This window comes from Pseudomonas sp. A-RE-22, assembly GCF_019956035.1.
Classification (GTDB): domain Bacteria; phylum Pseudomonadota; class Gammaproteobacteria; order Pseudomonadales; family Pseudomonadaceae; genus Aquipseudomonas; species Aquipseudomonas brassicacearum.
In genome coordinates this window covers 1-23,810 of record NZ_JAHBCZ010000034.1, presented here as the reverse complement: position 1 = coordinate 23,810, position 23,810 = coordinate 1, and the positions used below count along the sequence as shown (strand labels likewise).

Genomic DNA, 23,810 nt, shown 5'->3' with positions numbered 1-23,810 from the left:
ACATTCGACCATGACAAATCAGGAAATCCGCCAGTTGGCGGTGTGGCTCAAGGAGACCCACCTGGCCGGCGCAGAAATCCGCCGTCCGGGGCTGCGTCTACTGCTCAAGCGCTGCGTCGACGAGGTGGTAGCGCCCATTCAAATCGCAACACCCATGGCGCCAAAGGTTACAGATGAATTGTTGTTGAAGAGCCCCGGCCTGGGCCAGTTGTTGCTAACGCATCCGCAACAGAACGAGGTGCTGGTATCGGTCGGCAGTCGAGTGGAGCAAGGGCAACTGGTGGCGTTGTTGCAAGTCGGCGATCTGCTGTTGCCGGTCCGCAGCCAGAAGACCGGACGGCTGGCTGCGGTGTTGACGGCGTGTGGCACGACCGTCGGTTATGGAGAGGCTTTCATGCGCCTGGATGCGGCATGACGAGCGAGGGCAAGTGATGAAAATCGATTTGAACGCTGACCTGGGCGAGGGTTTCGGTCCGTGGCGCATGGGGGAAGATGAAGCGTTGATGAGCCTGATCTCATCGGCCAACGTGGCGTGTGGTTTCCATGCCGGCGACCCGCTGATCATGGACAACACCGTGCGTCTGGCGAAGGCCGGGGGCATCGATCTGGGGGCTCATGTGGGCTTCCCCGATTTGATGGGCTTCGGCCGGCGGCAGATGAACATCGAGCTCAAGGAGCTGGCGACCTATGTGGTTTATCAGCTTGGCGCGCTGGCCGGGATGGCGGCGGTCAATGGCCATCGTATGACCCACATGAGCTTTCACGGCGCGCTGGGCAATATGGTCGCAGCCGACGCGGCACTGGCTGAGCCCCTGGTCCGTGCGGTGGAGGCGTTCGATCCGACGCTGATTATCAGCTCATCGAGCAGTCGGGCCATCGAAAACGCTGCTGACAAATGTGGGTTGCGGGTCGCCACCACGTTTCTGGCCGACCGCGCCTATGACGATGACTGCCTGCTGGTGCCGCGCAAGGTGCCGGGCTCGGTGATCAAGGAACCGGCAGACGTGCTGCAGCGGGTTCGACAGTTGCTGGAGGAGGGTACCGTGACCACACTCAACGGCAAGCACATCGCGGTGACGGCGCATTCGATCCTGTTGCACGGCGATACGCCTGGCGCCGTCGAACTGGCCCGCACCATCCGTCGAGAAATCGAGCTGGCGGGTGGTTGCATCACACCCATTTCGCAGCTGTTGGCGTAACGGTTGCACGGTCATAAGCAGGGCTTATTGCCACACAGTCATTCCGTCTTGGTCCACGGCTTCAGGGCTGGATAGAGTCGAAGTCATCGCGATCACCGAGTGATCCGCACACGTAATACGAGGACAACTTCATGCCATTTTCAGATTACAAAACCGCGCTGGTGACCGGTGCTTCTTCCGGGATCGGCGCCGCCGTCGTCGAACGCCTGTGTCAGGAAGGCGTGCAGGTACACGCATTGGCCCGCAGCGCCGACAAGCTGCAAGAACTGGCGGCCAAGACCGGCTGTATCGCGCACGCCATCGATGTCACTGACCTGGCCGGGCTGACCCGTTTGTTCGAAACCCAGCAGTTCGACATTCTGGTGAACAACGCCGGTGTCGATAAACCGGGCTCGATTCTCAAGGCGGACGCCGAAGGCATCGACTTGCTGATCGACGTCAACCTGCGGGCGGTCCTGCACCTGGCACGCCTGGCGCTGCCGGGGATGGTCGAGCGTGATTGCGGCCATATCATCAACATCAGTTCGATTGCCGGCGCATACAACTTCGGCGGCAACTCCACGTACCACGCGACGAAAGCCGCCGTGAGCATGCTCTCGCGGCAACTGCGTATCGACGCCTTCGGCAAGCGGGTGCGGGTCACCGAGATCTGCCCGGGCCGCGTGGCCACCGACATTTTTGCCCATGTCCATGGCGACTCCGAAGAGACCTACAAGCGCTTCGTCGAAGGCTTCGAGCTGCCCCAGGCCAAGGACATCGCCGATGCCATCGCGTTTGCCATCGCCGCCCCGGTTGCGGTGAACGTCGGGCACATGGAAATCACCCCGACCCTGCAAGTGCCCGGCGGTCTGTCCACGGCTCGCCCACAGGATTACCAGGGCTGAGATTTCCTGGCAACGGACGCCCCCCAGAAGAACGGATCAATCCGTCACGCGGTACTCACGTCATGGCTCGCCAGACGCTTATCAATTCTGCCCTAGCCCAATGCCCGTAGGGATTGATCATGAAGCATGACTTCGATTTGGCCGCGGTTCTGCAAGGCGAATATGCCGAGCTGATCGTCAAGGGCATCGAAACGACTCTACAACTGGCGCTGTTCGCCTGGCTGCTGGCAATGGCCCTGGCGCTGTTGCTGGTGACCGTTCGCCTGACCGGCGACAAGCTCGCTGATCGTCTGGTGGCCGGTTACGTGTCTTATCACCGCAACGTGCCGACGCTGGTGCAATTGATGCTGTGGTACTTCGGTGTGCCGACGCTGCTGAGCGAATCCACTCAGTTGTGGCTGGCCAACTACAGCACTGAATACCTGTTCTCGGTGATTGCCTTGGGGTTGTGTCAGGCCGCGTATTTTTGTGAAGACATCCGCAGTGGCTTGCGTGCCATTCCGGCGGGGCAGACCGAAGCATCCCGAGCACTGGGGCTGGGTTATGTGCGTTCGATGCGCTACGTGATCCTGCCGCAGAGCGTGCGTAATTGCCTGCCCTCGCTGATCAACCACACCGTGCTGTTGTTCAAGAACACCAGCCTGGCCATGGCCATCGGCGTGGTCGAACTGACCTACGCCACCCGCGAAGTCGAGAATTACACCTTCCGCACGTTCGAGTCCTACCTGGTTGCCACGGTGTTCTACCTGGTCTTTTCACTGCTGTTGATGGGGCTCGGCGCATTGTTGGCGCGGCGCTTCAACAAAGCGCTGGCGAGGTAGATGAGCATGTTCGATCTTTTCTCGATTGTGCAAAACAACTGGACGCTGTTCCTGATCGGCCAATACCCGCATGGCCCCTTGGGCGGTTTGGCCAGCACCTTGATCCTGGCGGCGCTGGCACTGTTGTTGGCATTCCCGTTCGGTTTGCTGCTGGCGCTGGCACGGGTTTCGCCGTGGAAGGGCCTGCGTTGGACGGCCACGGTGTGGGTCTATGTACTACGCGGTATTCCGCTGCTGATGGTGATTTTCTGGACCTACTTCCTGGTGCCGTTGTTGATCGGCCACAACATCACCGGGTTCGTGACCATGCTCTGCACGTTGGTGATTTACCAGAGCGCCTACCTGTGCGAAATCATTCGTGGCGGCATTCAGGCGCTGCCGGCGGGTCAGTACGAAGCGTCCCGGGCACTGGGTCTTGGTTACCTGCGTACGACGATCTGGGTGATCCTGCCGCAAGCCCTCTACAACGCGCTGCCGAGCCTGATCAGCCAATTCATCTCGATCATCAAGGAAACCTCGCTGGGCTACGTGATCAACGTCCAGGAAGTGACCTTCGCTGCCAACCAGGTCAATAACCAGCTACTGACCAAGCCGTTCCAGGTGTTTTTTATCCTGGCGATCATCTACTACCTGCTCTGTTTTGGCCTGACCCATCTGGCCGGCTGGGTGGAGCGCCGTATCGCTCGCAAGCGTCTGGGCAACGGTGGTCCGGCCGTGGCTGCCGACCCCTTGCTGGCCATCGATAATTGAAGAGGGTTGCGTCCATGCATCCAATGATCATGTTTTCGAACATCAACAAATGGTACGGCGAGTACCACGCACTGACCGACATCACCGCCGAGGTGAAACCCGGCGAGGTGGTGGTGTTGTGTGGTCCGTCAGGGTCCGGCAAGTCGACGCTGATCCGCACGGTCAACCGCCTGGAAGACATTCAGAAGGGCCAGATCCTGTTCGACGGTCAGGACGTGCATGGCACTGACGCGCACATCAACCGGCTGCGCAGTCGGGTGGGTTTCGTGTTCCAGAGTTTCAACCTTTTTCCGCACCTGTCGGTGTTGGAAAACATCACTTTGGCGCCGAGCAAAATTCGCGGTCTGAAAGGCTCGGCCGCGAAGCAGCAGGCCATGACATTGCTTGAACGGGTAGGGCTGGCGCACAAGGCTGGCGCCTATCCGGCGCAGTTGTCCGGCGGTCAACAGCAACGGGTGGCGATTGCTCGGGCACTGGCGATGGAGCCGCCGGTAATGCTGTTCGATGAACCCACCAGTGCACTCGACCCGGAAATGGTCGGGGAGGTGCTGAACGTCATGAAGAGTTTGGCCAAGGATGGAATGACCATGATGTGCGTGACTCACGAGATGAATTTTGCCCGTGAAGTGGCTGACACCATCTGGTTCATGGACGCGGGTCAGATTCTGGAGAAGAGCACGCCCGAGAGCTTCTTCAACCAACCCTCGCACCCCCGAGCGCAACGATTTATCGCCGATCTGCGCGCCCATTGAGCCACAGCGGTTTTGTTACCTCTGCCATCAGACTTTTCAATCCCAGGAGTTTTTCCATGCGTATGAAGCATCTGTTTGTCACGCTGGCGTTAGGTCCTTTGGCTGTTGCGGTTGCCCAGGCCGATCAATTGAGCGACATCATGGCCAAGAAGTCCATGAGCTGCGGTGTGTATGCTGACGTGCCGCCTTTTTCCGCACCCGATCCGAAAACCCGCGAACTGGTGGGGATGGACGTCGATTTGTGCAAGGCCCTGGCCAAGACAATGGGGGTGGAACTGGAGCTCAAACCGCTGTCTGTTGAAGCACGGATTCCTGAAGTGAAGATGGGCCGCGTCGATGTGATCTTCGCCAACCTGGCCTACACCAAGACCCGCGCCGAACAGATCCAGTTCAGCGATCCGTACTACATCGCCAAGGAAACCCTGGTGGTGCGCGCGGTCAACGCCGGTCAACCGAAAAGCTTCTTCAAGGACAAGCGCATCAGCTCCACCAAAGGCTCGACGTCCGAGCAGTCGATCCGTATCGCCGGGGCCACGCCGGTAACATTCCAGGACACCGGCTCGGCCTATATGGCCTTGCAGCAAAACAAGGTCGTGGGCCTGGTGACCAACACCATGACCGCTTTGAAACTGGTCAATCAAGCCAAGGCCAGTGGCGTGGAACTGGCGCTTGCCAAGGAGCCGATGGCGCTCGAACCGATTGGCGCGGGCATGCGCAGGGATGAGCCAGCATTCCTCGCCAAGGTCAACGAGTCATTGGCGGCAATGGAAACAGCCGGGGAGATCGACGCGATCTGGGATCGCTGGATCGGCCCGAACACCGAGTACAAAATGGTTCGCGAGGATAAAGTGCAGAGCCTCAGCGGCTTGAAGTTCGATCCTTTGCCTTAAACCCGATACACCGTCATTGCCGAGCAATGACGAAAAAGCCCGGCGAGCGTTCTGCGTCGGGCTTTTTCATGTCTGCGGTTTTCGCTTTTGAGAGTTAAAACTGGATCTTACTGGCGCAGTTGTCTTGGGGATGCGTTCAACAGGCGGCGCATAAGTCGCCGCAGGGCCGTGGCATCCTGGTATCCCACCTGCTCGGCGATGGATTCAACGGAGTGTCTGCTGGTTTCCAGTAGCACGCGGGCCCTGTTCAGCTGCACACGCTGGATCAAATATTGGGTTGAAAGGCCGGTTGCTTTTCGAAGGTGCCGGGACAGCGTTCGCTCAGACATGCCCACGTACGCCGCAAGGCTCGGAACGCTGGGAGGATGGGGCAGACAGGCTTCTATATAGGCGGTGAGGTTGGCGACCAGTGTATTACCCCGGGCCATGATCGCTGGGTTGATGAATGGGGATTGCAACGGCTGCATGGCCACCGCGATGCGGGTGGATTACGACAAGCACCGATGCCCCTACATTGGCCTGCGGTTTGACTGGTGGCTGGTGGGCACGTCCAAGGGAAAGCTGATCCCATTCTTGCTTATCGACGCGCCGTTTTCATTAGTGGTCGATACCGTATTCTTCCCCTTCGAATACCGGTACAGCTGCAACCTCTAAGCGACAGAGATTTTTACGTATCGGGGGATTTGTGGTTACTGTTGGCGTTGGTTCGCGGCCAGGCCCGTCCGCGAACCCGGATTCAGGCATAGCGCTTTTCTAAAGTAGAGGGAACCTCATGAAAGCCGTAGTTTACGAAGCCTTTTCCCAACCCCCACGTTTGATGACGGTCGAAGACCCAACGCCTGAGCCTCATGGTGTCGTGGTTCAAGTGCTGGGCACGGGCGTATGCCGAAGCGACTGGCATGGCTGGAAAGGTCATGATCCTGACATCCGGCTGCCCCACGTGCCCGGTCACGAATTGGCAGGGATCGTGGCGGAGGTGGGGCGGGATGTCACTCGGTGGAAGGTGGGCGATCGCGTCACCGTGCCTTTTGTCGGTGGCTGTGGGGGGTGCCCGGAATGCAATAGCGGCAACCAGCAGGTGTGCCACAGCCAGTTTCAGCCGGGCTTCACCCATTGGGGCTCTTTCGCTGAGTATGTGGGGATTCACAAGGCGGATTTGAACCTGGTCGCGCTGTCTGAAAACATGGATTTCGCCACGGCGGCGAGCCTGGGCTGTCGGTTCGTCACCTCGTTCCGCGCGGTTGTCGATCAAGGCAAGGTTTCGGCGGGCCAGTGGGTGGCGGTTCATGGCTGTGGCGGGGTGGGGTTGTCCGCGGTGATGATCGCCAACGCTATCGGGGCGAACGTTATCGCCATCGATATCTCCGACGATAAGCTCAAGCTTGCCCAGTCGCTCGGTGCTGTCGCGACAGTCAACGCACGCCGAGTGGCGGATGTCACCGGGGCAGTGCTCGAGATTACGAAGGGCGGCGCTCACGTTTCGCTGGATGCCCTGGGCCATCCAACGACCTGCTTCAACTCCATCAATAATCTGAGACGGCGCGGCAGGCATGTGCAGGTCGGTTTGATGCTGGCCGACCACAGCACGCCGGCAATCCCCATGAGCAAGGTCATAGCCTACGAGCTGGAGATCTGTGGCAGCCATGGCATGCAGGCCCACCGTTACGGCGCGATGATGGAGATGATCACGTCCGGCAAACTGGCGCCTGAAAAACTGGTCGGCAAGACCATCAGCCTCGAACAATCCATTGATGCGCTCATGAACATGGATCGGTTTGACACGGCAGGGGTGACGGTCGTGACGCAGTTCTAGGCGTTCGCCGTCGGCTGGCCGAGCGATTCCCGATAATGCGCTTCGTCGACCTCGGTCAGGGTTGCATAACCGTCGTAGTGATAGATGCGATGTTGGTCACGGGCGTAGCGCTCATTCAGGAATTGGAGGGTCGTCAGGTCGATCCGCTTGGCGCTCAGCGGGCGTCGGTGGCAGAACAACTTGCGCGTGCCCAGTTGCAGGAAGTCGGGATGGGGCACGCGGACTTCATCGGGGGTGAACGCCACATCCAGCGGCTTGCCTTCCGAGAAGATCAGGGTAGGGCTGATGGCATAAGTGCCGAGAATGCGGGTATCCGAGGGATGTAGCCGCTTTTTCGCCTCGCCGTAGTAATACACCGAATCCCGATCCTTGGCCCAACCATGACCGCAGGACTCGAACGTGGCCGCTTGCGCCTTACGAATCGGCTCCGGGGGATGGTAAAAAATCCGGTGACAGAACACCGTCTTACCGTCAGTCAGGTAGGGCGCACCCAGTGAGCGGAAATGCTCCGCGGGCTCCTGGGAAAACCGTTCAGGCACCTCGGATTCGGCGTTATGAAACGGGATCAGATACAAGCCCTGGGCATCGCCGCACAAGTGCGTGTCCAGCAGTTTGAAACTCGCCGCGTCCAGTCCGTTGATCACGCGTCCATGGAAATACACTTGGCGGCCCAGCTCGAAACCCTGCCCGATGGCACGCAAGGGCAGGGTTTCTGCAGGCGTTTGCGATGCTTCAGGCAAGGCCGCCTGTAGACGGTGCCACCAATATCCCTCCAACTGCGGATGGGCCTTGAAGTAAGGAGCCCACGCTCCTTGCATGGCCGCATCAATGATCCCGCCTGAGCCCAGCGGGCCGTGCTTGTCACCGACCAGCACGGGCGAGTAATCCTGGTCATTGCGATAGAGCTGGGTTACTACGAAGCTTTCCACGTCGACATCAAGGCGTTTCTGGCGCCTGTAGACGTGCTGATGATCACGGTAATAGTCGAACCCCAAGTGGCGAAAGCTCGGACCGTGGGCATCACGCAAGCGGGTTCCGGCGGCGTAGACGAATGTGTCGTCCACGGCAAAATAATCATGCTCGCGTTCGCTGGCGCTGACCACGCGGCCGCACTCATCAAACACTGGCTGCCAGCATTTGAGCAGGTGGAAATCGCCAACGTAGCGAATGCTCTTGCCGGTCAGGTAATAGGCGCGGTGTCGGTCTTTGGCGTAGCGCTCGTTAAGCACGCTGAAGGTCGCCAGGTCGGCATTGTCGATGCGGTAGAAGTATTCATATGAAATGCTCGAACCTTGCTGCGCTTGCACGATGATCGACTGCCCATCGGTGCCCCAGCGATGGGCGAGCATCTGGAAGGCGTCCGGGTTTGCGATCGGCAGCGGCGTGCCGTCCTTCTGGTGCAGGGGCTTGAAGCCCTTGTAGACCTGATCGTTGATCACTCGATAGGACGAGTGGTTGCAATACCGCACTCGCGCCGTGGCATTGGCGATAAATAGCCCTTGCAGGAAGAGATGCACACCATCGCTGAACAGGGCAGACGCTGACTTCACCGAGGCTGGCGACGCCGGCAACAGGGCCAGGCTGTCGGGGCGTGCCTCGGGGATTTGGGTGATCGCGTAGTCGCCTAACCAATAGGCGCCGGTTGCGTCACGCCAGTACTGGTGGCCGAGGCTTTCCAGGCCCTTGTCGAAACGAAACGGCAGGGCCTGCAGCACGTGATAGCCATGGCGCTCCCGGTAGACTGGAAGCAGGTAGTAATCGCGCAGCGTGTCGCGCAAGATCCAAGGGTTGCGTCGATGTCGCCAAACCGGCTGATCCGCCAGCAAGGGCGAGGGCGGATAGTGCCCGGCGCTGGCAGATTGTGCTAACTCGTCGGGTCGTGCGCCTTGAGGGTTGAGCATGATGTACACATCAGGCACTTGCCCGTCGCCCAGCAGCACACCGTCGACGAAGGCGAAACCTTGATGCCATTCAAGCTGCAGCAGCTCCCAGTCAGCCTTATCCGTCCCTGTGATTGTCATGTTATTGCGATCTGCTCTCCAGGGAGGTGGAACACCAAGCCAATGGTCGCCGCCGCCACGCTCAGAAAATGAACTTGAACAGCGCAATCACCACGATCAAGCCAATCAGGAAAATGATGCCTACGGTACCGCCAAGGAATTTCAACATAAGAACGCTCTCATCGGATGGGATTAATCGTCTAGACCGCTACCGATAACGCTCGTTTCGTTGAATATTCATTCGTGGTGATCAATGAACTGCAAAGGACCTTGGCACCGGCACATGCTCGAATTTTGAAATGGTCTTGATCCAGTAACGGCGATAGTCCGTCTGGTCCGGCGCCAGCGGTTTGTGGCTCGACCATGGATGCTCCGCCTTCAGGCTGGCGCGGTACGCTTCCCATTCTTTCTGCTCAGCCACTTCCCGGGCTTTGCTCCGGTCGTCAAACCAGCCCAGGACATAAGCTTCGCCCTGATCCGTGCCGTGCGCTATTAGCAAATAAATCTCTGTCATGACTGGCCTACCGTTTTGTCCTGTGCCCCAGTCGCGGGGTCTTATCCTGGGTATCGGCCGCTATTTGCCGTTTTTGAGATTGATTGCAGAAAAACGCTGAGCCCAAAGGTGCGCCTGACGAAATTGATGAACAGTCGAGCGGTCGCTTTGGCTGGCGAGCGCTTGCACGACGGTTTTACGCAGATCAGTGCCTTCATCCACGATCCAGACGCCCGTTTCCCGGTCGCGCAGGGCCATTTCACCGAAGCGACTGGAAATGACGGGCAGGCCGAGGGCGCGGTATTCGTAGTATTTGATCGGATCGACCGAGGCGGTCAGGCGGTTGAGCTTGAACGGGATCAAGCCCACCGAAAACGTTGCCATGGCTGCGATTGCACTGGCGTGGGAGCATTCGGCGAGCAGCTCGATATTGGCGGGCAATATGCTGGGCGACGGTGTGAAGAGGGGACCGATCAGCCGGATGCGGTTTCCAGGATTGGCCTGCGCCAGCGCGATGACCAGATCCCAATCGAACCAACGCCCCAGCGTGCCAACGTAGCCAAGTACCTGTTGTTTGGCACCGAGGTCCAGGCTTTCGACCGGCGCCAGTGCGTGCATGTCACAGGCGTTGAGGGCCAGCGCTACCTGGTCGGTCATGCCCAGGAGTTTGTCGCGAAGCGGGTTGGAGGATGCCAGTACTGTGTCCACCCGTCGAATGAGCTGCGCCTGGCGACGCTCCATGGATCTGCGTGACAGGCCCTGATAAAAGGCCGGGAAATCATCCATGGCATCGTAGACAGCATGGCTTCCAGGGATGAGGGTGAGCAGCTGCAGGGCCAGTGCGGAAGGTTTTCCGACACAGATCATGCATGGGCCTTCTGCGGAAAATGCCGCGGCCTCTTTGAACAGGTTGCGCCACAGTCGCTTGAGGAGCATGGCCGAGCCTGGAAGGGGTTCGATGGGTAAGCTCCGGGGTTTGCAGACCTGCAACCAGGGTGGAACGGCGACGCTTTGCTGGTCGGCAACAGGCGGCTGGCACCTGAAATCGTTCAGCGTGGGTAAACGCGTCGGGTAAGGATCGATCCAGAGGACCGGCGCCCCGGTCTGGTTGTGGAACCAATTGACGAAGTGATGGGGGCGTTGGCTGAAGCTGGCCCATGGCAGCGGGGACAGGTAGATCATGCGCATGGCTGCAAGTGCTGCCTTAACACGTCGACGATGCGCGCGGCGGCCTTGCCGTCGCCATAGGGGGAAACCCCACGTGCCATGGCCTGATAGGCCTGTGGATCATCGAGCAGCCGCTGTGCTGCTTCGACGATGGTGTCCCGGTTGGTGCCGACCAGCTTGACCACGCCGAGGTCGACCGCCTCCGGGCGTTCAGTTTCCTCTCGAAGGACCAGCACCGGTTTGCCCAGGGCCGGGGCCTCTTCCTGCACGCCCCCGGAGTCACTGATGATCAGGTACGAGCGCTTCATTGCCGCGATAAACGGCGCGTAATCCAGCGGTGCGCAGAGGATGATGTTCGGGGTCCGCCCGAGCAGTTGGTGCGCGACATCCTTGACGTTCGGGTTGGGATGGACGGGATAGAGGATCTGGATGTCCGGATTCCGTTCGGCCAGGTGCTTGAGTGCCTGGCAGATATTCTGGAACGGTTCGCCGAAGTTTTCCCGGCGATGGGCGGTCACCAGCACCAGGCGTTTGCTGGCATCCAGTGGGATAGCCAAAGTGGAGTCTTGTGCGGCCGTCATCAGCAAGGCATCGATTACGGTATTGCCGGTCAGGGTGATATCGCTGGTGGCGACACCCTCACGCAGCAAGTTGTCCACGGCCTGCTGGGTGGGCGCGAAATGCCAGCGGGTCAGCTTGCCGGCGATCACCCGGTTGGCTTCTTCGGGGAACGGATTGCCGAGGTCCCCGGTACGCAGGCCCGCTTCGACATGGCCAAAGGGAATCCGCAGGTAGAAACACGCCAGTGCAGCACTCATGACCGTGGTCGTGTCGCCTTGAGCCAGCACGACATCCGGTTTCTCGGCTTGCAGTACGCCGTCGAGTCCAAGCAGCAAGCGTGAGGTCAGCGCCGCCAATGACTGGTTGGGGCGCATGATGTCCAGGTCCAGGTCGGCGGTGATTGCGAAGCCCTCAAGCACCTGGTCCAGCAGGTCTCGGTGCTGGGCAGTGGCGAGTACCCGACAAACGATATTGTCTTGGGCCTGGAGCGCCTTGATCACCGGTGCCATTTTGATGGCCTCCGGACGCGTACCGACGATGCAGAGTACCTTGCGGGTCATGCCTTTTGATTTCCTATCATTGTTACGAGTGAGCGTGCTATCCGGTCCGCGTTGGCCATGAGGGTCAGCGTGTGGGATTTCTCGGTAAGGCTGGGCAAGCAGGCGCCGTCGACGATATGCACACCGCCAAGGCCCGCGACTTCGCCAAGGCAATCGGTCTGCCCGATCCTGGGCGTCGAGTGCATGGGCAGGGTTCCCGCATAATGGATATCCGCCCCCGGCTTGCCGACGGTGAAGCTCATGGGCATCAACAGCGCGCCCATTTTCCAGTAGATCCGGCGCAGCGTTGCCTCGGCAGTTTTCATGAGCCCGGGAAGCTCGGAATGCACTTGGCCGTCGATGCGCAACGTACCGTCGGGGCGCAAGACCGCGGTGTTGTTGGACAGGTGCCCGGGAAGGAAGATGTTCCCGACGAGGCAAGCGCTGAGCAGGTTTTTCAGCAGTTCGATGCTGTAGCGTTTGCTCATGGGGATCCGGCTGACAAACTCGGTCATCGGCAAACCTGTGGTGCTGAACGTCGAACCGAAAGCCGTGGTACCGGCCGTCAGCGCCAAGGCGAACGATAGCTGGCCCAGGCCGAATGTCGACCCCCTTGGGGTTCCGAGCATTTTTGGCAGCCACAGCAGGAAGGCGGCCGTCGGTGATGACAGCAGCGGTATCGGGGCCGAATGGTTCAAGCCCTTGAGGGCGAGCCGGGTCGTGGCCAGGGTCCCCGCCGCCAGCAGCAGGCGCGTACCGCAGAAGCGCCGGGCGGAGCGATGGTCGGTGATCGCCCATGCACCGTCCAGTTTCTGCAGATCCTCCACGAGGAAGTCCTGGACGTGCTGGAACCCGGGGTATTGCTTGAGTTTTTGCAGTTCTTGCGAGGCGCTGTACAAGGCCAGGTTCTGACAGCCCCACAAGCAGTTTCCAGACAGGTCGCAGGCCTTGCGTTCGTCCAGTGGCTGGCTCAAGACGGCGACCCTGGAGCGGCCAAGGCGAAACCCCAGTTCGGGAAACACCGATCGGTGCCGGGTGTACTGATCGAGCAGGCGCTGGTGCAGTGTGTCCAATGGCAGGGGCGGTTGCGACCATTCATCGAGGCCGAAGTAGCTTGAGAGATCGTCGTCGATCCGGCCACTGATACCGATTCGGCGAGTTACCGTTTCATAGGACGCCTGCATCTCGGAACAATCGATGGGCAGCCCGGCAAAGTCGCCGGCCCCGAGCGTTGCCACGCCGCAACCCCAGGCATTGGACAGGCCTCCGGTGGCCAGTGAACCGATGCCGATAAAGTTGTCGGTCTCGATGCGATTGCGGGCGCTGAACCCTTCGAAGACATGGGCGTGGGTCGGCGTCTTCAGCTTGGGCGATACCGCATCCAGTTGGTTCAAGGCGTGGAAGTGTTCGCCGATCATCCATTTCCACTGATGCTCATCGTTTGCCCTGGCGCTGAGAAATGGACGCGTCGGCGGCGTCGCTGAGCCTGTATCGGCCTGGGCATCGACCATCAGGACGTTCAGGCCCGCCTTGACCAGCGGATAGGCCGCCGAAGTCCCGGCCGGGCCGCTGCCGACAATGATCACATCAAATTCAGGCTTCACGGTGGGCTTCACTTCCAAGCAACAACTGGCGGGCAAAGGGGCGGCCCAACAGCGCCGCTATCTTCCACGCCAGCGCTTTGACCGAGGTGAGTCCCAGCGCAACCAGCGTGGCGATCAGGCTGCGCGGCTGTTGGGTGCCGAGAAACACCTGCGCCCCCTGGGGGCTGGCTTCGGCAATACCGAGTGCAATCTGCAGGCGCCAGGCCAGTTCCTGGCCGTCGGGCTTGTACAGGACACCGGGATTGTCCAGGAGCGCCAGGAATATCGGCCAGCGCATCAGCAAGCGTGAATGAATGATGGATCGGGTTTTGCCCGCACGTTCCAACGCCCTGGCGTAGCGACTGACCAGGCTTTTTTGCGGCGGGCGTTTGAGCAGGTAGTGCAAGAGCACCGTGGCTTCTTGCAGAAGCCCACGACGTTGCCCATGGCCGGAGCGATGCATGCCGTGGGCAAGGGGGCGCAACTGGATGCCGAGTTTCTGCAAGGAACGTTCGCTGTCCATGGGCGGCAGGTGGATGAGGGAAAAAATCCGTTCAAGGCCCAGTTTGGCGCTCAAGGATTGTCCGAGTGACAGGCGTAATAGCCTGAGCAATGCCACCGGCAGAGGGACAGGCAGGCGAGCGGCGCGCACCCGGTGCGCGGCAATCGACATCAGGAAGCGGCCAAAGGCAATCGGCTGCACGGCGCCCAGATTGAGGATTTCGGCGTGAAGGTCATCCCGCTCGACGACCGCCAGTATCGAGGCTGCCAGGTCGTCGACATGAATAGGTTGTACGCCAGGCGCCGGCATCAGGATCGGAATAAACGGGCTTCGGCGCACCAGCCCTGACAACAGGCCAAAGAGCCCGCGTTCGGGGCCACCATACACTTGGCCGGGACGGATCACGCTGCCCCCGGCGGCCAGCACGTGTTGTTCGATACGCCATTTTGTCCGGCCATAAATGCCAGGGGCCGTGGCCTCGGCGGTTTGACTGGAGATGAAGATGAACCTGGCCGAGCCTTGTTGGGCGCAACGGATCAGTGCCTGGGCCGCCTTTATTTCGTCGTCCGCGTCGGCGTCGGCGCTTGTCGATGTGTCGGCCGCCAAATGGATCAACACCTGGGTGCCCGCCGGAAACTCGGGCGCCGGACCCCGCAGGTCATAAGGGAGCCAAGTATAGGTGGCGGGGCACGGCTGGCGCGTGGCGCACACGACCTCGTGTCCGCTTGCCGCCGCGAGGGCAGACAAGCGTTGTCCGATGTAGCCTGTCGCGCCGGTAATCAGTAGCTTCATCGTCATGCGCCTTCGCCGCGGTCAGCGGGAACAGGCGGGCGCGCAGCGGAATGGAACACGAACAGTTTGCTGATCCAGTAGGTCAGGGCCACACAGACCACGTCGGAGACGAATTTCACCGGGGCAGGGCTATTGACGAAATACAGCCCCACGCTGAACAGCGCCGAAGCGAGCGGAATATTGATGGCAAGCAATGAGAAATAGCGCACCGCTTGAACCTTGCTGCTGCCCCCGGTCGACTGGAACGTGAAGTGCCTATGCAAAAAGAACGCGAACACACCGGCGACGCCTTTACCGGCGATGGTGGCCAGGACGGGTTGATCGTTGAACAAGGCCATCAACAGCAAAAAGGTTCCCATGTCCAACGCATAAGCCACGAGTTGGATGGCGCCGTACCGGATAAAGGTCAAGACTTCCTCCGGATGACCACGATGTGGTGCAGCGCCAATACCCGTCTCAACGGATACAGCAGTTTTTCAACGACCTTGAGCACAGGGATCAGCGCGTCGGGCAGCAACTGGCGAAAGTTCAAGCCACCGGAAATCAGGTAGCGCAGATAATTGCCGCAGATTTCCTGGTGGACGATTTCCAGGCCCGGGTGCTTGCGCTCGAACGCCTGCCTGTCGCGAACGAAGACGATGTAGCTGAGGGCCTGGTTGGCGCCGTTCATGGGCCCGGTCGACGGGGTTTCCCAAGACGGGAAGTGCATATCGAAGCCTTCGGACTTGAACAGGCGCTTATAGAGAAAAGCGGCAAAGGGGCCGTGGAAGGGTTCGATCAATATGGCGCCGCCGCCGACCTTGAGGGTTCTTTCCAGCTCCGTGAAGAAACGATCGGGATGAGGGAAGTGGTGAAAACAGTTCTGGCCGTAAAATACTCTGGCCGAATGATCGTCCAGGCTCATTGCCTCGGCATTGAGCGCCATGTCCAGTTGCTCGGTGGCGACAATGTCCGTCGCCAATACTTCAGGGTACGAATTGCGCATGGGCGCGATGCCTGCCCCCAACTCCACCTCAAGACCTTCGACCTTGAAATAGCGGTCTGCCAGGCGATGAAACGCGTGGTGGAACTCCACGAATACTTCCCGAAGCATTCGCTTGCGTTCAAGCACTTTGCCGTGAAGTTCCAGGCGTTCGCTGCCATCGACATCCAATGTCTTGAGCGACGGGTCCGATAAAATCTCTCTCAGCGCTTTAATGAGTTTTCTTCCCGCAATGAGGTAGCTCTACCACGCCTGGATTGCCGTGGCCTGCTGGGTACGGAGGCGATGTCATAACCGAGGAACGCCATGATCAGTTGCAACCCCATGAGCATGGGCAGTGCGCTGAGCATCACGGTTCCGGCCGGCGTCGCGATGCCATTCTGCGCCGATTCATACCAGTGATAACTGCCGAAAAAGATGCCGAACAGGAACATGAGAATCCCGATCGGCAGTTCGATCGAAGCCAGGGACATGTCGCGCAGATAATAGTTGTAGAGCACGCGCTTGGTGAAATTGCGCAGGTGTTTGAACAGGAATTCACCGACGATTTTCGAGATCTTGAGGTGACTGACCTCGTCGCCGTACCGGGCTTCCATTGGAATATCCACCACGACGGCGCGCACGGTGTTCAGGCGGAACAGAATGTCGGTCTCGAAAAAGTAGCGTTGGCTGACCTTGTCCAGGGGTAACAGCCTGGCGACGTCACGGTGAATCGCCGTGTAGCCGTTGGTGGGGTCGAACAGATCCCAGTAACCCGTCGACAGTTTGGCCATCAGCGACAACACGGCGTTGCCGAAAAGGCGAATGCGCGGCATCGATTGGACTTCTTCCAGATCGAAAAACCGATTGCCCTTGGTGTAGTCGGCTTCTCCCGCCAGGATCGGCTCGATGAACAGCGGGATCAGGGTCGGGTCCATCTGACCGTCCCCGTCGACTTTGACGATGATACTCGCGCCGTCGTCGAGGGCGGCTCTATAACCGGTCATGACCGCACCGCCCACGCCTTTGTTGACGTCATGGGGCAGCACCTTGACCCGAGGGTCGTTACAGGAGGCCAGGACATGCCCGCCTGAACCGTCCGGGCAGGCATCGTCGATCACGTAGATGCGCCAGACCTCCGGCCCTATGGCCGCTATGACGGCGCCTATATGAGCGGTGACCCGATAGCTGGGGATGACGACGGCGACGCGTTGCTCGTCCGTGAAAAGCGCTGTTTTTGAGTTCATCGATATCGCCAACTATTGCCTGAATGAAAGTGACTTGAACTCCAGGGGAGTGTCGGTATGCCCGGATGCGTAAATGATCACGGATGTGGCATTGGCAGGGGCAACGACGTTCATCTCATGGGTCTCCCATTGCGTGGTGCAGTCAAACGTCTCGATGCTGGTGGTAATGAAGTCGCCTTGTTCGTCCATCCAATTGGCCTGGATTCTTCCGGCCGTGGCTGTCGTTGCGCAGCGTGCCGACACGCTGTTGATGTACGTCAGCCCCGGCGTCACGTCGACACGCTGGGTTGCCGGTGTCTTGACACTGACGGTCAGGATCTTGCGCGCGGCGTCGTAGGTCGAGGGTGACGTCAGGCTCCAGCCCTCAAGGCTGGACAGCTCTGGGTTGAGCAGGTGCTCGTAGTGCGTGTCATTGAGCTTGCGCAGTTCCATGTCACCCAGTCTGGCATACGACGTGGACACCGTGAGCAGCCGATCGAGTGGTGCCTGGGGAAGGGACTTGAGGTCGATCACCAGCCAGCTCACCTGGCGCCGGCGCAAGCGCTGGGCAAGTTCTGATGGCGAGGCCGCCGCGTCGAACTCGCTTTTCCATTTCAGGTTGTACCACGACGCGTAAAGGGCATCGCCATGCAAACCCGCCATCAAGGGCGACGCAAAGACCGCTACGGGCTGATGCCCGGTATTCAAGGCATTGACGGTGTCGACCATTTTTCGGATGGGCAGGCGTTCCAATAGATAGGCGTCCCGACCTGCCATGCTCAACAGTGCAGAAGGTTTGATTTCGCCATAGTAAGTCGCGGCCTGGATGAAACGGGTATTGGTCAGGACCAACACGGCACCGGCCACGATGGCCAGGCTGCGCGGGAAGATCCTGGCGTCGGAAAAGGGCAGGGCCAGGATCACTGAGAACAGCGCGAAGGAGGGGAACACATAACGCAGGTAGGCTGTTGAGTGGAACGTCATGAACATCGCGCCGGCGCCGACCAGGAGGATGCACAGGGCTTTCTTGTTGCCGCTCAACAGCACGGCGACGGCCGCCGTGGGCAGCAGCAGCCATTGAAAGCCCGCCGCGCCAACCCGCCCCTCGATGAACTGAGGCGACTTGAAGATCATTCGATAGAGGGTGTCCCAGGTCACCCCGGTACCGAAAATGGCCGGTGGTTCGAAGTTGATGTCCGGCCAGAGCGGTGAATGGAAAATGGCATTGAAAAACGGGAACACGGGGTTGCCGGTCAAGTATCCGGCAGAGACGTAAGGGGTAGCACCGGCCAGTATCAGGCCGGCACTGCCCAACAGGAGTGTCTTGACGATTCCTGGGACAACCCAGGCCTTGTAGTGCAGCAAGAGGATTACCAGCAGGACCGGCAGGACGCTCAAGGTCACGGCCTTGGTCGCCATGGCGAAGCCCAGCAGGAGGCCCGCCAGGAGCAATTGCGACAGGCGCTCCCTGGGCTCCGGTGTGAAGCTTGAGACCTTCAGGATCGCCAGCGTCCCGGCCATCATGAAGGCGGTCCACGCCGATTCGATGTGCAGGCTGCTGCTTTCAGCGAAGGCGAGGGGCGTTGACAGAAAGATCAGGCTGGCCCAGCGGGCGCTTGTGGCGGAGCCACCGGCCCAGAGGGTCATGTTGCGGATTTGCCAGGCCAGCAGCAGGGTGAACGCGCTGTTGCTCAGGCGCGAGGCTGTTTCACCGGCCAGCATATAGACAATGCTGTAGATCCAGTCGGCCAGCATGGGCATGACCGCCCACACGTAGGTGTTTGCATCGAACTTCCATTGATGCTGTTGGGCCAGGTGTGACGGGACAAAGAGGTGCACGGCCAACGCGTCATGCCCGACCTCCGGCATGAAGGCGACCAACACGTAGAGGCAGGCGAAGCTGCAGATCAGTACGTCGAGCCCCGTCTGGAGGGGGGTTTGTGCTGAGCGGCTGGCCCGGATTTGCCGCAACAGTTCACGACCTATCGATGTGACGTGCCTGTGACCCAATACAAGCGGCAACAACAGCAGCGCGCCATACAGCCAGGGGTAGTTGATCGGCAAGTAGGCCGCCAGGCCTGTCAGTGTGCCGAACGTACCGGCTCCCACCAGCAGGTGGACGCTCCAGTCGTCCAAGGCGTCCTGCCTGAGCAGCCACCTGCCGAGCACGGTCGAAGACAGTGCGAACACCGCGACGACCATCACCGGCCAAATCTGTGCGCAGACAATGGACAGGCACGCCAGCAGACCCAGGCAAAGAATGATCGGTGGCTTGCGAGTGAAGACGGTGAGGGCGGCCAGGCCTGCCAGTGACAGCAATATCGTTCGGGTGCCGCTGTTCATGGACGCCAGTTCAAGCGTCGAAAAACCGTATACGCCGACCACCGCACTCGCCAGTAAAACCAACAACACCACTGCGTATTTCAGACTGGATCTGGGCAAAATATCGTCTCGGCTGTTCAGCACCTCGGTGCCATGCAAAAGGGTGCTTATACGTCTCGGTAGGTGTGCGGGACCCAGGATCCCCACTTGCTTTCGTAGATCGCCCGGTTCTTTTCGAAAAGTGCCTGTTTTTTCTTGGCACCCAAGGTGTCGAACGAGGCGGACAGGTGGTGGTGAACGAAGACGTCCTCGGCACAGGCCGCGCGCATGCCACGCCGCTGCACGCGACGGCAGTAATCGTCATCCTCGAAGAACCCCAGGCCATACTCTTCGCACAGGCCACCGATCTGCTCGTAGGTCGAACGCGGGAACATCACGCAGAAAAAGGCCAGGGTGTTGATCTCGAACCACTCACCCATGCGCGCGCGGGTCATTTGCGCGGCTTCGGCGGGCATGTCTTCTAACCGGTCATAGCCGGTGCTGACTTTGGCCTCATTGCCGATGTTGTTGGTGATCGGGCCGATGATGCCGATTTCCTTGTTGTCCTGCAGGTGGCGGATCAAGCCTTTGATCCAGCCGGCGGTGACGACCGTGTCGTTGTTCAGGACAACCAGATAGTCGCCACTGGCTGCCGCGAGGCCCAGGTTGTTACCGGCGGCGAATCCCTTGTTGTCCGGGTTGAGGATGACGATCCGGTCTGGATGTCCCTTGGCCCAGGCGGTGAGGTAGGCCGGGGTCTGGTCGCTGGAGTGGTTATCGACAACGATGATTTCAAGGTTCGGGTATTGGCTCTGGGTCAATAGGCTGTCGAGGCAGGCCTTGGTCAGTTCGAGGTTGTTGTAGGTCAACACCACGACGCTGACTTTGGGCAGGGACAACGTCGCGATGGCCTTGCGCAGGCTGACGGCCCGATGCTGCCAGGTCTGGCCCCGGGCGAACGATTGACGTGCCTTCGACGCAGTGCTGGCCTCTGGCAACGCGTCCAGCACATCGCGTATGGCCGAGATGAATCCAGTCGGCTCTTCAACCGCCCAGACCAGTTCGCCGAACTGGCTCAACTCTGGCAGTTTCACCGACACCACCGGTTTGCCCGCGCTCAGGTATTCATAGACCTTGACCGGATTGGTGGCGAGGGTCAACGGCATGACCTTGAACGGCAGCAGGCAAACGTCCATGGCGTGGAGATAGTAGGGCAGGGTGGCATACGGGACTTCGCCTTCCAGGACCACATTCGGGCAGGACTTGAAGTGTTTTTTCGCCTGGACGGTATCGCTGCCGATCAACAGGATCAGGTGTTGCGGGAACGACTGGGCGACTTGCTTGACCAGGTCCAGGTCGAACCATTCGGCAATGACGCCGTAGTAGCCGATGATTTTTCTGTTGGCGGGGTCCCGATAGATTTTGTCGGGACGTTGGCTGAAGAAGCTGAACTCGCAGGCGTTGCGGATCACCTCGACGTTGCGGTTTTCTCGCTTGCCGTGTTGTTCGATCCAGTCGGATGTCGCTACCAGCAGATCGGCCCTGCGCATCAGGGCTATCTCGAGGTCAAGCAGTTCCTGGGCAACGTTGCCAAAGCCTTCATGGTGATCCATGCAGTCATAGACCAATGTGGAGTTGGGGATGCGCCTTGCCAGCGGGAACCAGTAGGCATGCTGGACGATGCAATCCGCGGCACCGACGTTCGCCCATTGCAGAAGCATGGCCAGGCCTTGGCACAACTGGCGGATCGCGGCCGCTGACGGTGGAGCTTGATAAATGGCCGGTGCGTCGAGCACCTTGAACCGGATCTGGAACAGCCGGTTGGAGCCTTGCAAGGGTTCCACTTCGAAGCCGGGGGCCTCATCGTCGATAAAATGGTTCGAGATATAAAATGTCGTTTGTCCCGCCCGGGCCAACTCCTTGGCCAGGTTCTGCGGGCGCTGGATGCGGAAGTGCCAGTCAATCACGCCGAACATCAGGATCATGGGTTGCCCGGGGCAAGACGGTACTTCAAGGTTTACGGGCGGTGGCAGGTGTTGCAACGGGGTGAGGCTTGCTGGCGCCGCTGATTCGCCCGGCGTTGCCTTGCGGCGCTTCAACCAGCTTCGAATCCGGTGCGCCAGCTTGCTTTTCTGCTGGGCGGTGAGTGGCAGCCAGGCGTAGACCCGGCGCGATAGCTTGTACAACTGCTTGCGTATCGAATAACGCAGCGGAGCGCGTTCGATGGCGTTGCCCCAGTCCGAAAGCTTGAACAGCTCAGCCTGCTTTGCCGCCAGTTGGGCGCGCAAATCCACCGCCCAATCGGACAGCGCGACAGCTTCGCTTTCTTTTGTCTGGAGTAGTGTCTCGACCTCTTTGAGGCGCTTTTCAGCAGCCCGCAGTTGCTCGCGCAGTCGCCCGGTCTCACCTTCTTGAAGTGACACGCGGGTGCGAAGCGCTTTTGAATCAAGGTTCAGTTGTTTGATAAGCCGATCTCGATTCTCGATTTCCTTGACCAGTTGCAAGGCTTCAATGGATCTGGATTGTGTTGAGCGAGTCAATTTTTCAATGCAATCAACAAGACGGTTGATCTGGTCCATGCGGTTTTCTGATCCTTTGTTCAATACGGCAATGCATACTCGGTCTTGCAGGATCGACGTTGGTTTCAATCACCAGGCTGGCCCAGGCTCCAGCCGTGCCATCAATCATCATAGCGGCTGCTGGACGGGGCGCCACGTATACAAACGTCATATGACGTCGGCAAAGCCTTTGCGTGTCCTCTGGAACCAGGCAAACCCTGAGCAGGCAACCAGCACGGAAATCGCCGAATAAGCGGCCAGGTGCTCCCATTGCGGCGCCTTGCCCCAGAACAGGACATCGCGAACCATTTCTACCGGCAGCGTCAGGGGGTTTGCCTGCAAGATGGCCTGGTAGCTTTGGGGCAGTGTCGAAAGTGGATAGAAAATCGGTGAGAGGAACAGCATCGCCGTGATGATAATGCCGATGAACTGGCCTATATCGCGCAGGTAGACGCTTATCGAGGCGAGAAACCAGGAGATTCCCAGCGTCAGCAACACCAATGGGAACAGCACCACCGGCAGCAGAAGAGCCGTTACCGGAGGGGTACCGAACAGGACGATATAGAAGACCAGCCAGGCGAGGACGCTGACACCCATGTGGAACAGCGCTGCGCCGAGCGCCACCAGGGGCAGGGTTTCCAGTGGGAACACAATTTTCTTGACGTAGTTGGTATTGGCCAGCACCAGGCCCGGCGCGCGGTTCACGCATTCGGAAAACAGGTTGAACACCAGCAGGCCGGCGAATAGCACCAGGGCGAATTCGCTCTTGGATTCACCGCCGCCAGACCAGCGGGCCTTGAACACGACGCTGAACACGAACGTGTAGACCACCAGCATGAAAACCGGCGTGAAGAACGACCACAAAATACCGAGCATCGAGCCTTTGTAGCGACCGATGACTTCTCTGCGGATCAACACGTAGATCAATATTCGATTGATCAGGACACTCTTGACCATGGCGGCAGGGGACGTGCTGAACGACTGCATCGGTGCTTGATCCTAAGACAATATCGGATGCTCCTTGAGTCGCATCCTCACGGAGGGTAGGCCTAGTGTAGATTCATTCGCAGTTTTTTATCCCATCTGTGCTTAACTCATCCGCAGCCCCCGGCGAAGGACTGACTCAGTAACACCGCAATAATGGCCGTGATTCATGAAAGGGTTTTACCGATGTCGTTTGAAGTGGCCATCTGCGCCGAAAACCTGAGCAAGTGTTATCAGATTTACGATGCCCCCAAGGACCGCCTGTTGCAGATGCTGGTACGCGGCAGGAAGCGTTTCTATCGCGAGTTCTGGGCCCTGGACGATGTTTCCCTGACCATCGCAAGGGGGGAGACCGTCGGTATCATCGGCCGTAATGGCAGTGGTAAATCCACCCTGTTGCAACTGATCTGCGGAACGTTGATGCCAACCCGGGGCAGTGTCCAGGGGCATGGCCGGATTGCCGCGTTGCTCGAGCTGGGGTCCGGTTTCAATCCGGAGTTCACCGGCCGGGAAAACGTCTATGTGAATGCGGCGGTGCTGGGCTTGAGTCGCGCGGAAATCGACGCCCGCTTCGAAGATATCCTCGCCTTTGCCAATATCGGCGACTTTATCGACCAGCCCACCAAAATCTATTCCAGCGGGATGCTGGTACGGCTGGCCTTCGCCGTTTCGGTCTGTGTCGAGCCCGAGATCCTGATCGTCGATGAAGCCCTGTCCGTCGGCGATGCCTCGTTTCAATTCAAATGCCTGAATCGGCTGGAAGAACTGGCGGCCAAAGGCACGACGCTGCTGTTCGTCTCCCATGACATGAGCATGGTCAAGCGCTTCTGCCACCGGGTCATCTACCTGCGCGCAGGCCGGGTCGTTGCCAGTGGTTCGCCCGATGAAATGGCCGAGCTGCATTTGCTCGACATGCGCGACGAGCAACGCCGCTGGGCCAGTGGCGGGGTCATACCTGTCTCTTATACACATCT

The 23,810-nt window shown here is 59.5% G+C and carries 22 protein-coding genes and 1 pseudogene; 10 read left to right on the top strand and 13 right to left on the bottom strand.

The features are described from left to right. Window positions 1-10: 10 nt before the first annotated feature. The 7 genes from KGA89_RS18210 to KGA89_RS18180 all read left to right on the top strand — a co-directional run bounded on the left by KGA89_RS18210 (window position 11) and on the right by KGA89_RS18180 (window position 5,296). Window positions 11-415, top strand: coding sequence for a biotin/lipoyl-containing protein (locus KGA89_RS18210; protein ID WP_223472204.1), 405 nt, complete (start codon window positions 11-13; stop codon window positions 413-415). Window positions 416-431: 16 nt separating this feature from the next. Next, on the top strand, window positions 432-1,199 hold the full coding sequence (locus tag KGA89_RS18205) for a LamB/YcsF family protein (RefSeq protein WP_223472203.1): 768 nt from the start codon (window positions 432-434) through the stop codon (window positions 1,197-1,199). Window positions 1,200-1,330: 131 nt separating this feature from the next. After that, window positions 1,331-2,083 (top strand): SDR family oxidoreductase, encoded by a 753-nt coding sequence (locus KGA89_RS18200; protein WP_018609113.1) that lies wholly within the window; start codon window positions 1,331-1,333, stop codon window positions 2,081-2,083. Window positions 2,084-2,202: 119 nt separating this feature from the next. Continuing rightward, window positions 2,203-2,904, top strand: a complete 702-nt coding sequence (locus KGA89_RS18195) for an amino acid ABC transporter permease (protein ID WP_223472202.1) — start codon at window positions 2,203-2,205, stop codon at window positions 2,902-2,904. Window positions 2,905-2,910: 6 nt separating this feature from the next. Next, the gene (locus KGA89_RS18190) at window positions 2,911-3,654 is read left to right on the top strand and encodes an amino acid ABC transporter permease (protein ID WP_043042323.1); all 744 of its coding nucleotides are present in this window, start codon (window positions 2,911-2,913) and stop codon (window positions 3,652-3,654) included. Window positions 3,655-3,677: 23 nt separating this feature from the next. Continuing rightward, entirely contained in the window at window positions 3,678-4,406 is a 729-nt protein-coding gene (locus tag KGA89_RS18185; protein ID WP_172831559.1) for an amino acid ABC transporter ATP-binding protein, read from the top strand. Between the two features lie 56 nt (window positions 4,407-4,462). Beyond that, entirely contained in the window at window positions 4,463-5,296 is an 834-nt protein-coding gene (locus tag KGA89_RS18180; protein ID WP_223472201.1) for an ABC transporter substrate-binding protein, read from the top strand. A gap of 107 nt (window positions 5,297-5,403) precedes the next feature. Here KGA89_RS18180 and KGA89_RS18175 read toward each other — a convergent pair. Next, window positions 5,404-5,754: pseudogene (locus tag KGA89_RS18175) on the bottom strand (helix-turn-helix domain-containing protein); the annotation flags it as partial. Window positions 5,755-5,761: 7 nt separating this feature from the next. On the opposite strand from KGA89_RS18175, the gene KGA89_RS18170 reads away from it, so the two are divergent. Further along, window positions 5,762-5,950, top strand: coding sequence for a YceK/YidQ family lipoprotein (locus KGA89_RS18170; protein WP_223472200.1), 189 nt, complete (start codon window positions 5,762-5,764; stop codon window positions 5,948-5,950). Window positions 5,951-6,068: 118 nt separating this feature from the next. Beyond that, the gene (locus KGA89_RS18165) at window positions 6,069-7,109 is read left to right on the top strand and encodes a zinc-dependent alcohol dehydrogenase family protein (RefSeq protein ID WP_223472199.1); all 1,041 of its coding nucleotides are present in this window, start codon (window positions 6,069-6,071) and stop codon (window positions 7,107-7,109) included. Here KGA89_RS18165 and KGA89_RS18160 read toward each other — a convergent pair. The 12 genes from KGA89_RS18160 to KGA89_RS18105 form a co-directional block, all read right to left on the bottom strand. Beyond that, a complete protein-coding gene (locus KGA89_RS18160) occupies window positions 7,106-9,130 on the bottom strand; it encodes a DKNYY domain-containing protein (protein ID WP_223472198.1) in 2,025 nt (674 codons plus the stop codon). The genes KGA89_RS18165 and KGA89_RS18160 overlap by 4 nt on opposite strands. Window positions 9,131-9,359: 229 nt before the next feature. Then, entirely contained in the window at window positions 9,360-9,623 is a 264-nt protein-coding gene (locus KGA89_RS18155; RefSeq protein ID WP_223472197.1) for a hypothetical protein, read from the bottom strand. Between the two features lie 60 nt (window positions 9,624-9,683). Next, a complete protein-coding gene (locus tag KGA89_RS18150; RefSeq protein WP_223472196.1) occupies window positions 9,684-10,790 on the bottom strand; it encodes a glycosyl transferase in 1,107 nt (368 codons plus the stop codon). After that, window positions 10,781-11,890, bottom strand: coding sequence for a non-hydrolyzing UDP-N-acetylglucosamine 2-epimerase (gene wecB / locus KGA89_RS18145; protein WP_003203533.1), 1,110 nt, complete (start codon window positions 11,888-11,890; stop codon window positions 10,781-10,783). The genes KGA89_RS18150 and wecB overlap by 10 nt, the downstream gene beginning before the upstream one ends. Continuing rightward, window positions 11,887-13,473 carry an FAD-dependent oxidoreductase gene (locus KGA89_RS18140; RefSeq protein WP_223472195.1) on the bottom strand — a complete coding sequence of 529 codons (1,587 nt, stop codon included), beginning with the start codon at window positions 13,471-13,473 and terminating at the stop codon, window positions 11,887-11,889. The genes wecB and KGA89_RS18140 overlap by 4 nt, the downstream gene beginning before the upstream one ends. After that, window positions 13,463-14,746: an NAD-dependent epimerase/dehydratase family protein gene (locus KGA89_RS18135; protein WP_223472194.1), complete on the bottom strand. Its 1,284-nt coding sequence runs from the start codon at window positions 14,744-14,746 to the stop codon at window positions 13,463-13,465. Before KGA89_RS18135 ends, KGA89_RS18140 begins: the two co-directional genes overlap by 11 nt. Before the next feature lie 2 nt (window positions 14,747-14,748). Beyond that, complete coding sequence (locus KGA89_RS18130; RefSeq protein WP_223472193.1) at window positions 14,749-15,156, bottom strand: GtrA family protein; 408 nt, start codon at window positions 15,154-15,156, stop codon at window positions 14,749-14,751. Next, on the bottom strand, window positions 15,153-15,821 hold the full coding sequence (locus KGA89_RS18125) for a class I SAM-dependent methyltransferase (RefSeq protein ID WP_223472192.1): 669 nt from the start codon (window positions 15,819-15,821) through the stop codon (window positions 15,153-15,155). The genes KGA89_RS18130 and KGA89_RS18125 overlap by 4 nt, the downstream gene beginning before the upstream one ends. Before the next feature lie 110 nt (window positions 15,822-15,931). Continuing rightward, complete coding sequence (locus KGA89_RS18120; protein ID WP_003203521.1) at window positions 15,932-16,954, bottom strand: glycosyltransferase family 2 protein; 1,023 nt, start codon at window positions 16,952-16,954, stop codon at window positions 15,932-15,934. A gap of 12 nt (window positions 16,955-16,966) precedes the next feature. Next, window positions 16,967-19,375, bottom strand: coding sequence for a phospholipid carrier-dependent glycosyltransferase (locus KGA89_RS18115; RefSeq protein WP_223472191.1), 2,409 nt, complete (start codon window positions 19,373-19,375; stop codon window positions 16,967-16,969). Between the two features lie 47 nt (window positions 19,376-19,422). Then, window positions 19,423-21,717 (bottom strand): glycosyltransferase, encoded by a 2,295-nt coding sequence (locus tag KGA89_RS18110; RefSeq protein ID WP_223472190.1) that lies wholly within the window; start codon window positions 21,715-21,717, stop codon window positions 19,423-19,425. Window positions 21,718-22,020: 303 nt separating this feature from the next. Beyond that, complete coding sequence (locus tag KGA89_RS18105) at window positions 22,021-22,839, bottom strand: ABC transporter permease (protein WP_223472189.1); 819 nt, start codon at window positions 22,837-22,839, stop codon at window positions 22,021-22,023. A 183-nt stretch (window positions 22,840-23,022) separates the two neighbouring features. Between KGA89_RS18105 and KGA89_RS18100 the strand changes: the two genes are divergently transcribed. Then, window positions 23,023-23,810, top strand: a 788-nt coding sequence (locus KGA89_RS18100; RefSeq protein WP_223472188.1) for an ABC transporter ATP-binding protein, incomplete at its 3' end; no start/stop codon positions are given.